Source organism: Marinilactibacillus piezotolerans, from assembly GCF_900114235.1.
GTDB classification, from domain to species: domain Bacteria; phylum Bacillota; class Bacilli; order Lactobacillales; family Carnobacteriaceae_A; genus Marinilactibacillus; species Marinilactibacillus piezotolerans.
In genome coordinates this window covers 1-13,271 of record NZ_FOSJ01000055.1, presented here as the reverse complement: position 1 = coordinate 13,271, position 13,271 = coordinate 1, and the positions used below count along the sequence as shown (strand labels likewise).

Annotated in this window: 12 protein-coding genes and 3 pseudogenes; 11 read left to right on the top strand and 4 right to left on the bottom strand. The window is 39.7% G+C overall.

The window, feature by feature from the left end; all coding sequences use genetic code 11:
• From BM212_RS12640 to BM212_RS10410, 7 genes and pseudogenes are all read left to right on the top strand, one after another.
• Nucleotides 1–428: pseudogene (locus tag BM212_RS12640) on the top strand (IS21 family transposase); the annotation flags it as partial.
• A 17-nt stretch (nucleotides 429–445) separates the two neighbouring features.
• Nucleotides 446–589: a YdhK family protein gene (locus tag BM212_RS12855; RefSeq protein ID WP_245750965.1), complete on the top strand. Its 144-nt coding sequence runs from the start codon at nucleotides 446–448 to the stop codon at nucleotides 587–589.
• A 319-nt stretch (nucleotides 590–908) separates the two neighbouring features.
• Complete coding sequence (locus BM212_RS10430) at nucleotides 909–1,382, top strand: CopY/TcrY family copper transport repressor (RefSeq protein WP_029486057.1); 474 nt, start codon at nucleotides 909–911, stop codon at nucleotides 1,380–1,382.
• A 3-nt stretch (nucleotides 1,383–1,385) separates the two neighbouring features.
• Nucleotides 1,386–3,845: a heavy metal translocating P-type ATPase gene (locus BM212_RS10425; RefSeq protein WP_072695738.1), complete on the top strand. Its 2,460-nt coding sequence runs from the start codon at nucleotides 1,386–1,388 to the stop codon at nucleotides 3,843–3,845.
• 16 nt (nucleotides 3,846–3,861) lie between these two features.
• A complete protein-coding gene (locus BM212_RS10420; RefSeq protein WP_072695736.1) occupies nucleotides 3,862–4,125 on the top strand; it encodes a hypothetical protein in 264 nt (87 codons plus the stop codon).
• A 75-nt stretch (nucleotides 4,126–4,200) separates the two neighbouring features.
• Nucleotides 4,201–4,404, top strand: a complete 204-nt coding sequence (locus tag BM212_RS10415) for a heavy-metal-associated domain-containing protein (protein WP_072695734.1) — start codon at nucleotides 4,201–4,203, stop codon at nucleotides 4,402–4,404.
• Nucleotides 4,405–4,698: 294 nt separating this feature from the next.
• A pseudogene (locus tag BM212_RS10410) lies at nucleotides 4,699–6,810 on the top strand (copper-translocating P-type ATPase).
• A 78-nt stretch (nucleotides 6,811–6,888) separates the two neighbouring features.
• Here BM212_RS10410 and BM212_RS10405 read toward each other — a convergent pair.
• Both BM212_RS10405 and BM212_RS10400 read right to left on the bottom strand, forming a co-directional pair.
• Nucleotides 6,889–7,479 (bottom strand): TIGR01906 family membrane protein, encoded by a 591-nt coding sequence (locus tag BM212_RS10405; protein WP_245750966.1) that lies wholly within the window; start codon nucleotides 7,477–7,479, stop codon nucleotides 6,889–6,891.
• A 64-nt stretch (nucleotides 7,480–7,543) separates the two neighbouring features.
• Nucleotides 7,544–7,753, bottom strand: a complete 210-nt coding sequence (locus BM212_RS10400; RefSeq protein ID WP_072695728.1) for an adhesion protein — start codon at nucleotides 7,751–7,753, stop codon at nucleotides 7,544–7,546.
• Nucleotides 7,754–8,167: 414 nt separating this feature from the next.
• Between BM212_RS10400 and BM212_RS10395 the strand changes: the two genes are divergently transcribed.
• From BM212_RS10395 to BM212_RS10380, 4 genes are all read left to right on the top strand, one after another.
• Complete coding sequence (locus tag BM212_RS10395) at nucleotides 8,168–9,280, top strand: murein hydrolase activator EnvC family protein (protein WP_091898458.1); 1,113 nt, start codon at nucleotides 8,168–8,170, stop codon at nucleotides 9,278–9,280.
• Nucleotides 9,281–9,411: 131 nt separating this feature from the next.
• Nucleotides 9,412–10,245 (top strand): prolipoprotein diacylglyceryl transferase, encoded by an 834-nt coding sequence (lgt, locus tag BM212_RS10390; RefSeq protein WP_425434176.1) that lies wholly within the window; start codon nucleotides 9,412–9,414, stop codon nucleotides 10,243–10,245.
• 47 nt (nucleotides 10,246–10,292) lie between these two features.
• Entirely contained in the window at nucleotides 10,293–10,526 is a 234-nt protein-coding gene (locus BM212_RS10385; RefSeq protein WP_072695722.1) for an SHOCT domain-containing protein, read from the top strand.
• Between the two features lie 59 nt (nucleotides 10,527–10,585).
• Nucleotides 10,586–10,981, top strand: coding sequence for a NusG domain II-containing protein (locus tag BM212_RS10380; protein WP_232226899.1), 396 nt, complete (start codon nucleotides 10,586–10,588; stop codon nucleotides 10,979–10,981).
• Nucleotides 10,982–11,076: 95 nt separating this feature from the next.
• On the opposite strand, the gene BM212_RS10375 is transcribed toward BM212_RS10380, so the two are convergent.
• Nucleotides 11,077–12,357 carry a sensor histidine kinase gene (locus tag BM212_RS10375; RefSeq protein ID WP_245750964.1) on the bottom strand — a complete coding sequence of 427 codons (1,281 nt, stop codon included), beginning with the start codon at nucleotides 12,355–12,357 and terminating at the stop codon, nucleotides 11,077–11,079.
• A gap of 114 nt (nucleotides 12,358–12,471) precedes the next feature.
• Nucleotides 12,472–13,154 (bottom strand): annotated as a pseudogene (locus tag BM212_RS10370) (response regulator transcription factor).
• Nucleotides 13,155–13,271 lie beyond the last annotated feature (117 nt).

Sequence of the window (13,271 nt, the reverse complement as noted above, 5' to 3'; positions counted from 1 at the left end):
AATACGGATGTGACTATCGTACGGTTAAAGCAGCGTATGAAGAAGCGTTACAAGGTAATAAACCTAAAACAAGGAGGACATATCCGAGTAAATTAGATTCATTCAAACAAATCATAGATACTAAGTTAGAAGATCAATGTACCGCTAAAAGTATCTTCAAATTCATACAAAAGAAAGGGTTCGATGGGAGTTACAGTCTTGTTAGAGACTATTGCCGTGGAGTGAAAAAAGAACGGATACAGAAAGCAACGGTACGCGTCGAATATACGCCTGGTCTTTCAGCACAAATCGATTGGAAAGAAGAAATGCGACTGATAAGCAGTCAGGGAGAAGCCTTCCGCTTTAATATTTTTCTTTATATATTGCCCTACTCAAAGAAGAAATTGCTGATGCAGGTGAAGAATCCTTCGAACCTGGAGCAGAAGTGACGCTAGAGGCTAAACATATGGAAGGCATGGAAGGAGCAACTGCGACAATCGAAGATGCTGCTACAACAACTGTTTACATGGTAGATTACAAACCAACTGATGGTGGAGAAGTCGTTCGTAACCATAAATGGCTCACCGAAGAGGAATTAGCTCCGAAATAACTAATTTGAGAAAATTATTTGTATAAAAGATACGATTTTTCAATTTTGTAGAAAATAATAAACGTAGAAATAGAATCATTGTGTAGAGATGCTTTAAGCATTTTTATACAATGGTTCTTTTTCTAATATATAAGTATTTAGGTTAGTCAGGCTATGTTAGGTAGCCAACGCTTCTTTTGAGTTTACTCTTGATTCAGCCGTTTTAAGGAGACAAAAACTTTGATTTTTTTATAGAAATAAGTTGTTGACAAATTGCGTTTACACATGTAAAGCGATCTTATAATAAACAGTTTACGAATGTAAATGAGGAGGATGAAAGATGGTTGCTACAGTCTTACCGCCCCACGTAACAGATGCTGAATGGGAAGTCATGCGCGTGGTATGGGCAAATAAAAAAGTCACCAGTAAAGAAGTTATCGCTATTTTGGAAGACAAAATGAATTGGAAACAGGCTACAATCAAAACGCTATTAGGCCGATTGGTAGAGAAAGGTGCATTGTCTACTGAGCAAGAAGGGAAGAAGTATATCTATTCCGCAAAAATTGAGGAAAATGAGACCATAAAAGATTACACAAATGATGTTTTTAGTCGGATTTGCAATAAAGAGGTAGGTTATGTAATTGAAGGTTTAATTGAAGATCACATCTTGAGTTTCGATGATATACGGCGCTTGGAAAAAGCTTTGGAAATGAAAAAAAAATCTGCTGTAGAAGAAGTTAGTTGCCACTGTGCGCCAGGGCAATGTGAATGCAATATGAAACACCATGGAATGAAAATGAGAGGAATGGAATAAAAGATGGAAAATAAAACATTTACCATAGAAGGCATGACTTGTGCTTCTTGCGCCCAAACAGTAGAAAAAGCGACCCAGAAGTTATCAGGCGTAAAAATCGCTAATGTGAATCTTGCAACGGAAAAAATGAGCATTCAGTTTGATGAGGCGTCACTTTCGGAGGCTGACATTCAAAAAGCCGTTTCAGATGCAGGATATGCTGCAATACCTAATACCGTAAGGAAGACTTTTAATCTTGAAGGTATGACTTGTGCTTCTTGTGCACAAACCATTGAAAAAGCTACTCATAAACTTACCGGAGTAAATACGTCATCGGTAAACTTAGCCACGGAAAAAATGGTGGTAGAGTATGATCCAAGTAGGTTAAATATTTCCGATATCACTCAGGCCGTATCCGATTCGGGATATGAGGCACATGAAGAGAGAGCAACTGCGGACACGGTGGACTTAGACCAAGAAAAGAAACAGAATGAAATCAAGAGCCTCTGGAAGAGATTTTTGATTTCGGCCATCTTTACAGCCCCATTACTTTATATCGCAATGGGTCATTTGGTAAATGCGCCCCTACCTGCTTTTATCGATCCGATGATGAATCCGGAAAATTTTGCTATCATTCAAATCTTGCTGACGCTTCCGGTTGTCGTGGTCAATAAAAAAATTTACCAGACTGGATTCAAAGCGTTGTTTAAGGGACATCCCAACATGGACTCATTAATCGCTTTGGGAACAAGTGCCGCTTTCCTTTACGGTGTATTTGCAACGGTCATGATTTTCTTGGGAGAGGCATCTTATGCCAACGAATTGTATTACGAAACAGCGGCTGTTATTCTAGCCTTAATTGTTCTAGGGAAGTATTTAGAAACCCTGACTAAAGGGAAGACATCTGAAGCCATTAAGAAACTGATGGGATTGGCTCCAAAAACAGCACTGGTAGTACGAAACGGAAAGGAAATAGAGATTTCGATTGATGAAGTGGCAGTGGGTGACATCGTTGTTGTGCGCCCAGGTGGAAAAATGCCTGTGGACGGTATGGTAACAGAGGGGTTGACGTCGGTAGACGAATCCATGTTAACTGGTGAAAGTATCCCCGTAGAAAAATCGGTAGGGGACGCGATTATTGGAGCAAGTATCAACAAAAACGGTACGATTCATTATCGAGCTACAAAAGTTGGGAAAGATACCGCACTATCTCAGATTATTAAACTAGTAGAAGACGCGCAAGGATCTAAAGCTCCGATTGCTAAGATGGCAGATATTATTTCCGGTTACTTCGTACCAATCGTTATTGCGATTGCAATCCTTTCTGCGCTTGCGTGGTACTTTGCTGGACAAACAGGGGTATTCGCGTTGACCATAGCCATTTCGGTACTGGTGATTGCGTGCCCATGTGCACTCGGGTTAGCTACCCCTACAGCAATCATGATTGGAACAGGGAAAGGTGCCGAACATGGCGTATTGATTAAGAGTGGGACAGCATTGGAAACAACTCATAAACTGAAGACCATTGTTTTTGACAAGACAGGAACCATTACAGAAGGAAAGCCTAAGGTAACAGATATTATTACTGCAAAAGGGATCTCTCAAGAGGAACTCTTGATGTTGGCAGCTTCCGGTGAGAAAGGTTCTGAACACCCACTAGGGGAAGCAATAGTTAAGGGTGCAGAAGAAAAAGGATTGTCTCTGAAGAAAACTGAAGCTTTTGAGGCGATTCCGGGTCATGGAATCGAGGTAAAAATCGACGGAGCTACCCTTTCGTTGGGTAACCGAAAACTGATGGATGAGCGAAATGTCCAACTAGGCAAGTTGGCGAAGGTATCCGATGAATTGGCTAGTCAAGGTAAAACGCCAATGTACCTTTCCAGAGGTAGTGAAATTCTCGGAATCATTACGGTCGCCGATACGGTAAAAGAGAGCAGCCTACGAGCCATTGAAAAGTTGCATAAGATGGGCATTGAAGTAGCCATGATTACTGGTGACAACAAACGAACGGCAGAAGCAATTGCAAAACAGGTGGGAATCGACCGTGTATTGAGCGAAGTTTTGCCGGAAGATAAAGCTAACGAAGTGAAAAAGTTGCAGGATGAAGGCAAAAAAGTAGGTATGGTAGGCGATGGAATTAATGATGCTCCTGCACTTGCGCAAGCCGATGTAGGAATTGCCATTGGATCTGGTACGGATGTAGCGATGGAATCAGCAGATATTGTCCTAATGCGTAGTGACCTCATGGATGTCCCTACGGCTGTGGAATTGAGTAAATCTACCATCCGAAACATTAAGGAAAACCTGTTTTGGGCATTTGCGTACAATATTTTAGGTATTCCCTTCGCGATGGGTGTAGTTTATGCCTTTGGCGGTCCATTGCTTAGCCCGGTTATTGCGGCAGGGGCAATGACTTTTAGTTCTACTTCTGTTTTATTAAATGCATTACGCATAAAACGATTCAAACCATCTGTCATGAAATAAAAAATGAGGCTATAAGATGAGCATGAATTTAACGGTTAAAGGAATTACTTGTTTGACTTGCTTACAGTTAGTAATGGAAAAAACGGGACAAAATCCATTGGTTAAAAAAGTAAAGATCAATAAAAGTACTAAAACGGCTCTTATCCAAGCAGAAAAAGAAACAAATCAAGAAGATTTTCTAGACATCTTGTCTAATACACCAGATATTTTGACAAGTATCAGTGAATCAGCTAACTGTCATTGCTGCACAGAGTTTTATTTTAACCTGGTGTTAGACTAAAAAAACGGTTTAAAACTTCTTCTGAAAGAGTGAAGAAGAAATTAAATAAAACAATAAAGAAAAGAGGAAATAATGATGAAACAAGATATATTAGTAGAAGGCATGAAGTGTCAAGGATGCGCCAACACTGTAATAGATAGGTTTGAATCCTTGGAAGGAGTAGAATCAGCTTCTGTAGATTTAGAGAACAAAAAAGCTACTATTCAAACATCGGTTGCTATTGATAGAACAGAATTGGACTCTGTACTAGAAGACACAAAATACTTTGTAGCAGAGTAGAGCAGTTAGTAAATAGCATATAACTTAGAAAAATTTTAATAGGTTTGTTTTATGGGTCTCAGCTTTATCCTTTTCAATTAGACATTAGGATTATAAGCTGGGACTCTATTTTTTTAAGAGGTGCAGTTATCTATAGTATAATAGCGGTGTAAATAAAATAGGTTGATTGGTTGCAATGTAGCTGTTTATTTGGATTCAAACTCTATTCGGTGAACTTCAGTTTTATGACTTCATTAAAAACAGAGGAAAAAATGTAAATTATCCCTTTAGCGAAGGCACAAGGAGGAGAGATTTATGAACACCAAGCAGCATAAAGAAAGAAACAAAGCAACGGACCATAGCAAGATGGATCATGGTGACATGGACCATAGTAAGATGGATCATGATGACATGGACCACAGCAAGATGGATCATAGTGACATGGACCATGGTGGAATGAACCACGGCGATATGGGACATGGCAATCACCACGAACACATGGTAGCCGATTTCCGGAAACGTTTTTGGGTAGCCTTGGTCTTTACCATTCCAATTACACTTCTTTCTGAATTCATGATGATGCTTTTCAATTATGAAATCAGTTTTGTAGGAGATAACATTCTACTATTTCTCATGTCCTCTTTCGTCTTCTTTTATGGTGGAAAGCCATTTCTAACAGGTGCGTGGAGCGAGTTCAAGTCTCGCACACCGGGAATGATGATGTTGATTTCACTAGCCATTATTTCCGCATATATTTACAGTAGCTTAACTACTTTTTTCATTCAAGGAATGGATTTCTATTTTGAATTAGCTACGCTAATCCTTATTATGTTGCTAGGTCACTGGATTGAAATGAAGTCACAGATGGGGGCTTCCCGAGCATTAGAGGAACTCATTAAGCTGATGCCCAAAGAGGCGCACAAACTTGATAAGGCAGGCAACATTGTCGAAGTCTCCGTCGAGGACCTGGTTCCCGGAGATCGCATTCTGGTAAAATCTGGTGAAAAAGTTCCCTTGGATGGAAAAATTTATGAGGGCCAATCTACCGTAGACGAATCCATGTTGACCGGAGAGTCCGTTCCAGTTGAAAAAGGCCCAGGATTAGATGCCATCGGCGGATCTATTAATGGTAGCGGAGTTCTAAAAATCGAAGTAGAAAAAACAGGTGGGGAAACGTATCTGGCTCAAGTCATTCAAATGGTAAATGATGCACAGCAGCAAAAGAGCCGCTCCCAAGGACTCGCTGATACCGCTGCAAAATGGCTCTTCTATATTGCTTTGGTAATTGGAGTCATTACCTTTGTTTACTGGATATTCGCTGCGGACTTACAGTTTGCCTTAGCTCGAATGGTGACCGTATTTGTCATTGCCTGTCCACATGCTCTTGGATTAGCCGTTCCGTTGGTAAATGCTGTGTCTACCTCCATCGCTGCCCGTAAAGGCTTGCTTATCCGTAATCGGACCCAGTTTGAAGATGCCCGAAGAATTGACCGGATTGTCTTTGATAAGACCGGCACTTTGACCGAAGGAAACTTCGGCGTAACAGATATTATTGCTACTGATGGGACCACAGAAGAGTCAATCCTTTCCTTAGCTTACTCGGTAGAGAGCCAATCGGATCACCCGATTGCGAAAGGGATTGTTCGCGAAGGGGAGAAACGGCGCGTCGATTTATAATCCATCAGCGATTACCAGAATCTCACTGGAGAAGGCCTGCAAGCAATAGTAGATGGATCCGAGGTGGCAGTAATCAGCCCAGGTGGTATGGAAAAACGAGGTCTTGAATATGATCATGAGCGTTTTGATTATTTGGCTCAGCAAGGAAAGACGGTAGTTTTTGTGTTAAAAGATAACATCCTGCAAGGAGTCATTGCTATTGCCGATATCATACGGGACACTTCCTATGAAGTCGTTCGAGCCTTGAAGGAACAAGATATTGAGTCTATCATGATGACAGGTGACAACAAGCGTGTCGCTAATTATGTGGGTGATAAATTAGGATTAGCACAAGTCTTTGCAGAAGTACTCCCTGACGAGAAATCCAAAAATGTCCGGTCTTTAAAAACGGATAACAAGAAGGTGGCCATGGTAGGTGACGGTATCAACGACGCCCCCGCCTTGGCGGAAGCTGACTTGGGTATCGCCATTGGTGCCGGTACAGATGTGGCAATCGAAACAGCTGATGTAATCTTGGTGAATAGTAATCCGAAAGATGTACTGAACATTATCAAACTATCCAAGGCAAGCTACCGTAAAATGGTGGAAAACTTAATTTGGGCAGTAGGTTATAACGTAATCGCCATTCCGTTGGCTGCAGGTGTCTTAGCTAATCAAGGTTTTTTGGTTACTCCAGCCATGGCGGCAGTGGTAATGTCCATTAGTACAATAGTATGTGCTGTGAACGCTAGACTCTTAAAAATTGATTAGTAGCAAAAGAGTAACATAGATGCAAAATGGCTCCTATCTTTTTCAGATAGGAGCCATTTTTAAAGATACGTGATTGTATTATTCGCTCACCAAGAGTAGCGATTCTTTTTTTGTAATAAAATAACCTATAAGGAGAAATACTTCAATCAATCCAAAGGCAAGAATAAAGCTATGCATAAAGAACTCAGCTGGTAACGCTAAAATGATAGAATCTGTTGCTGGATTGAAAAGCCAAGCATCGTTGTTAAAGAATACCTGATGAAATAACACAAACAGCGTATCAAAACTGATCAAGAGGGCAAAAAGTATAGCAAGTGGGATAAGCATTCCCCACTTAAAGTATCGATTAAGCTTCTGGTATTGATTGGTTCTTTTCATATACCGTGAAAACCAGAAGACACATATTCCAGAAACGATTAGAATCAAATAGTCTAGCATAAATAACTTCTTCACTTCAAAGAAGTGGAACAGCCCACTAGCTGAGCTGGAGAAATTAGGCATGTTTAATTGGGTTACCCAGGGGAAATTTAAGTAGTCCAGTAAAATACGATAATTAGTTAATAGTTGTTCTTTTGGCATGTTTACGTATTCTGTTATATTCAAGTAATTAATATTGAATGAATATAGGGGGGAAAAGTTAATTGTGATAGCTATTGCTAAGGATAAGATGAAAAGGGACAAGGCGATAAAACCAGAAAAGTGAATAATTTTTTGTTTCAAAGCAGATCAGTCCTCACCATTCGTTTCGATTTGAATTTGACTTGAGTATGTTTAAATCTTCTTTTAATTGCTTGTTTTCCTCTTCAAGAGCTTCCATATCTTTAGAATTGTTTTTTGTATGACTGTGTTCCTTATGGTTGTGTCCTCCATGCATACCGGGCATAACAAACATCATGAGCATGTGTCCTACGACCATAAGCACTAAAAATAGAATTAATTCCATCTCCATTCCTCCTTTTTCTTTTTTTATTAGGCATCGAAATAACATATTGGCTATCGATAAGATAAAAAATACTGAAAATGCTATTTTAACTCTGGAAGTGACCGCTATTTTTTACCTTTCTGTAGCGATAATAAAGAAAAATTATGTAGATTTTATGTAGATTAAATAACTCCATAAAATCTACATAATTCATTGTTATATTGATACACGATAAAGGAAGAAATAAGTTGTTTCAAGCAGTCAATACTAACTATATACATAGGAGAAGGAAGAATGAAGAAAAAGTACCTCTTTCCTATAGCAACGACAATCTTTTTGATGACACCGATGTTTAGTTCTTTAGAAGTAAAAGCCGCTTCCGAAAAAACGGAAGAATTAAAATAACAAGAGCAAGAATTAGGTAAACAATCAGAGTTGCTAAACGAGGAAATTAAAAGTAAAGAACAAGAGATGGAATCTTTAGAAGAAAAAAAAGAGCAGATAGAAGGAGAAGTGGCAGGATTACAAAAGGATATTTCTACATTGATAGAAAAAATTAAGCGCAAGGAAGAAGAAATGAATCAAATTGAGGAAGAGATTAAGAAACTGCAAAAAGAGACGGTTCAATTACAAGATAAAATTAACAGCAGAACCGCTCGTTTAGAATCCCAAGCAAGATCGGTTCAAACGCAGGCAAATCCTCAAGATATTGCTAGTCTATTAGCTTCTTCAGAAAACTTATCTGATTTTCTTGGACGTATTAATGTAATAGGTCAGTTGATGGATGCAAATCAAGATATTATGAAAACCCAAATAGATGATAAGCGAACATTAGAAGATAAAGAGCGCCAATACAAAAATAAACAAGAAAAAATGCAAGCCATCAGAAATCAGTTGGAAGTAGACCAAGAGAAATTGTCCACTCAACGTAGTACATTAGAGAACAAAATTATACAAATAGTCGAACAATACAATTTAACTGCTACTGAAAGAGAAGGAATTATTAACGAACAAACTATTATTGCAAAACAAACGACCGCTTTAACCCAAAAAATTCAAGAAAAAAATCAAAAAGTACAGGTTGAAATAAAAGTTCAAGCAAACAAGGACTTAAAGACTGTTAATCCGCCAGAACCAAACAATGATAAGGAAACGAATGTTAACTCTAGATGGATTTTGCTAGCAAATGGAATAGTCACTTCTCGATATGGCTGGCGGACACATCCCGTTTTTGGTAATCAGAGGTTTCATAAAGGCATAGATATTGCTGGGAGCGGATCTATTATAGCTTCGCGTTCAGGTAAAGTGATTACGGCATCTTACAATAACGGCTTAGGATATTACATAGAGATTGATCATGGGGATGGATATAAATCAGTTTATTCTCATCTACAACCGAATATGTTGGTTTCATCGGGACAAGAAGTTGCTCAAGGGCAACCAATTGGAATCATGGGGACAACAGGCGTCTCGACCGGTGTACATTTGGATTTTCAAATATATAAAAATGGCTCAACGGTGGATCCTTCTCAATACCTAGGAATATAAAAAAAGAAAGGCTCATTAATTTCAATTGAAAAAAGTGCGTAAAAGAATTTAAAATGAGTCTACGCACTCCTTAGTTTTATCAACTCACAAACAGAAGATAAATATATATTTACAAGGAGAAAAACATGGACATGACAACAGAAACAATCGATCGCGTCGCCTTTTCGTTTGGTCCATTTACCGTCTATTGGTATGGAATTATTATTGGTGTAGCTATGCTTCTCGCTATCTCATTAGCGTCAAAAGAAGGGAAAAAGAGAGGCTTTGAAGAGGATACGCTAATAGATATGGCACTATGGGCTATTCCTATTGGATTAATAGGAGCCCGAATTTACTATGTACTATTTGAGTGGGATTACTATATACAAAATCCCCTTGAAATCATCGCCATTTGGAACGGTGGTATTGCCATTTATGGAGGCTTGATTGCGGGAGGATTAACCGTTTACTGGTACGCCAAGAAAAAGGAAATTCCAGTTGCTTTAATGCTTGATGTATTAGCCCCATATGTTCTCTTGGCGCAGGCCATCGGTAGATGGGGAAACTTTATCAACCAGGAAGCTCATGGAGGAGAAGTAACTCGTACCTTTTTAGAAAACTTGTATCTCCCAGACTTTATCATTAACCAGATGCAAATTAATGGCGTGTACTATCATCCGACATTCCTATACGAGTCCTTGTGGAGCCTTTTAGGCTTCGGTCTAATCATTTTTGTTCGGAACCGCAAAGGTTTATTGCGGCAAGGGGAAGTGGCACTTAGCTATGTAATCTGGTATTCAGTAGGAAGGTTTTTTATAGAAGGCATGCGAACCGACAGCTTATGGATTGGTGATTTACTCCGGGTGTCACAAGGGCTATCTTTACTTCTATTTATTGGTGCCATCGGCATTTGGATATACCGCAGAAGGGATTACCCCGCTAAATCTTACTATTTAGAAGGATGGCGACTCAAAAAGGAACAATAATAAATAGAAACCGGCATAGATGAATTATAGAAAAGGGAGTGTTAAACATGTGGGACTGTGCGAACTTATTTACACAAGGAGGAATGGGTTGGATGATGTTGATGGGACTATTTTGGATTGTACTGATTGTTGTAATAGTGTACCTTGTTATTAAGCTCCTTTCTGACCGGACAGATAATCGAAGTGGAAAAGAGACTCCCTTAGAACTTCTTCAAAAAGAATTTGCTAGAGGAAATATCACGGAAGAAGAGTACTTGAAGAGAAAAAAACATTTGGAGTAACCATTAAAAACAGAGGATAACAAATGAGGAGGTCATTCCCGATAAAAAAGTATCTGAAAATGGTAAAACCTTTTGATATTATTATTGTTTCTCTGTTGATTGTTCTTTCTTTTTCCCCAGTTGTGGTCTTTGCGATGAAGAACACAAGCAGTGAGAGCAGTGATTTGTATGCAGTAATCTCGATTAATGGAGAGGTAGTAGATCGGTTTCTCCTGACAGGAAATAAGGAGCATCAGCTCATTACCTATTACCCCGCCCCAGGACGGTATAATATTATTGAGATTGATGGTGAGCGGATTCGTAATAAAGAAGATAACAGCATGCACCAAGTTGCGGTGAGGACAGATTGGATTCAATCTCCTGGAGAAACCAGTCTTAACTTGCCTCATCGCTTGCTAATCGAAATTGTATCCGACAATCCTGAACTGACAGAGATTGATGTCCTGGTGCAATAATAGTAAAGATGGATAATATTATACTGCGTGTATGAGACTATGATTAACCACTCAAAAAGCACTTCAACTACAGTTGAAGTGCTTTTTGTACGCTTCTATTTATTTTTAGGAAGAGTAATCGTAAAAGTTGTACCCTTTCCATAGACACTATCTACAGAAATAGTACCATGATGGGCATGGATAATACTTTTTACAATGGAAAGCCCAATTCCCTGTCCACCCAGCTGACTATTTCGAGATGGTTCCGCCATATAGAAACGTTCAAAGATTTGACTTACCTCGTCCGGAGGGATTCCTTGTCCATTATCCCCTATTCGAAAGGAAACAGTGGCTCTACTTTGCGAAACATGAATGTCAATTTTCCCACCAGAAGGAGTAAATTTAATAGCATTGAATAAAAGATTGGTTATGACCTGATGCATTTTATCTCGATCTGCGGAAACAAGAACAGAATTCCCACTAATGGAACAGTGAATCTGTCTCTCGATTAGTAATGCCTGAAAATTATCCCAGATTTGCTGAGATAGTTCCTTTAAGTCAAAGGTGGACTTTTGTAGCTGGGACTCCTGACTTTCAATCTCATTGATTCGATCGATTTCTCCAATTAGACGAGTGATGCGGTTCACTTCCTCATAACAACGATAGAGACGCTCTTCTGATACTTCCCAGACACCATCTATCATGGCTTCAATATTTCCCTTTAACGTCGTCAAAGGGGTCCTGATTTCATGGGCAATATCGGAAGACAAACGGTTTCGAATCTCCTGCTGGCGTTGAAGTTGCAGAGAGAGCTCGTTTACTGCATCTCTAAGATCGTCAATCTCTCGAATTCCCGATTCTTCCAAAGGAAGACTACTGTAACGTCCTTTCGCAATTTCCGTGGTGAAATCATTGATTGCGACAATAGGTGCACTTAGTTTTTTGGCTACTAGTACCGCAAAGAAGAAAGATATAAGAAGAGAGATAATGGCCACCAGAATCAAGATATTTCTCATATCAGAAATGAAGAAAGCTTCATGTTCCGTATAAGCGAAAGGACCTCCGAACTGTATCTCTACCAAGCCCACTTCTTCGCTGCCATTATAGAGCGGAATACGGGATTGCACATAGACTCTATCCACATTTCCCATTATTTGCTCCATATGCAGTAGATGATTCTGAATCTTGTCCTCGGCTTCTTTTTCCTCAGAGGGAGACGGGCCCCATAATAGCTGTCCATCTTCGTCATATATATTCAGAATCACTGCGTGTTGAAGAGCATTTCGACCCAAACTTTGGATTGCTTGTGAATCCTCTTCCCAGGTGCCATCTTCTCGATAAAGAGCCTCTAATTCAGAGGTGTATTCTTTTAACTCTGATTCCTGCCTTTCCTTCACATAGTCAGCAAAATGGCTTTCCATTAAGTTCAATGTTATCCAGCTGAACCCCCCCTACAAGAATAAAAGAGAGAGAAATAAAGGAAAGGAGGAGTTGCCATTTTATCGTTCGCTTCATTTTTGACCACCAAATCGGTATCCCGTTCCATATGCTGTCAGAATATAGTGAGGGTTTCGTTTATCGCCCTCTATTTTTGTCGTAAATTCTTAATGTGAGTGTCTATGATTCGATCCGTTCCGTCAAAATCTAGCCCTTTGACCGCATCTAGCAGCTGGTCACGGGAAAATAATTGTTTAGGATGAGAGGCTAATAGGAATAACAAAGCGTACTCCGTGGGCGTAAGGTCGACCTCTACGCCTTTCTTTAAGACTTGTTTCCTATCCGGGTAGATTTCCAACAGGCCTCCCTCAAACGATAACTTTTCTTCTTGTGGTTCCGATCGTGCACGGCGCAACACGGTCTCTACTCGAGCTACTAGTTCTTTAGGGCTGAAGGGTTTCGTCACATAGTCATCCGCTCCTAATTGTAAGCCTTTCAAGATATCCTGCTCAGCTGTTTTAGCCGTTAGCATGATAATGGGGACGTTGGAAAATTCTCTGATTTTTTGGCAGACTTCGAGCCCAGAGATGTCTGGAAGCATGAGGTCCAGGACGATGAGGTCCGGCACTATAGTTTCAGCTTTACGCAAGGCTTCTTCTCCGTCCATGGCTCGGAACACCTGATAATTATGGGTAATCAAGTATGCCTCCACAATTTCCAAAATGTTGGTCTCGTCATCCACAATCAAAATCTTCATACATTTCCCTCCGTCTGTGCACTAGTAATTACCAATTTTTTTGTTTTTTCGTGTTGTTTTAATGCAACTATCGTTGCTCTATCAATTAAAATACAAAAAGGCACCTCTTCCCCCCCT

Excerpts from the sequence above, each read along its gene's own strand:
- BM212_RS12855 (WP_245750965.1), top strand. The coding sequence starts at position 446 with ATGGAAGGCATGGAAGGAGCAACTGCGACAATCGAAGATGCTGCTACA.
- BM212_RS10430 (WP_029486057.1), top strand. The coding sequence starts at position 909 with ATGGTTGCTACAGTCTTACCGCCCCACGTAACAGATGCTGAATGGGAA.
- BM212_RS10425 (WP_072695738.1), top strand. The coding sequence starts at position 1,386 with ATGGAAAATAAAACATTTACCATAGAAGGCATGACTTGTGCTTCTTGC.
- BM212_RS10420 (WP_072695736.1), top strand. The coding sequence starts at position 3,862 with ATGAGCATGAATTTAACGGTTAAAGGAATTACTTGTTTGACTTGCTTA.
- BM212_RS10415 (WP_072695734.1), top strand. The coding sequence starts at position 4,201 with ATGAAACAAGATATATTAGTAGAAGGCATGAAGTGTCAAGGATGCGCC.
- BM212_RS10400 (WP_072695728.1), bottom strand. The coding sequence starts at position 7,753 with ATGGAATTAATTCTATTTTTAGTGCTTATGGTCGTAGGACACATGCTC.
- lgt (WP_425434176.1), top strand. The coding sequence starts at position 9,412 with ATGACAACAGAAACAATCGATCGCGTCGCCTTTTCGTTTGGTCCATTT.
- BM212_RS10385 (WP_072695722.1), top strand. The coding sequence starts at position 10,293 with ATGTGGGACTGTGCGAACTTATTTACACAAGGAGGAATGGGTTGGATG.
- BM212_RS10380 (WP_232226899.1), top strand. The coding sequence starts at position 10,586 with ATGGTAAAACCTTTTGATATTATTATTGTTTCTCTGTTGATTGTTCTT.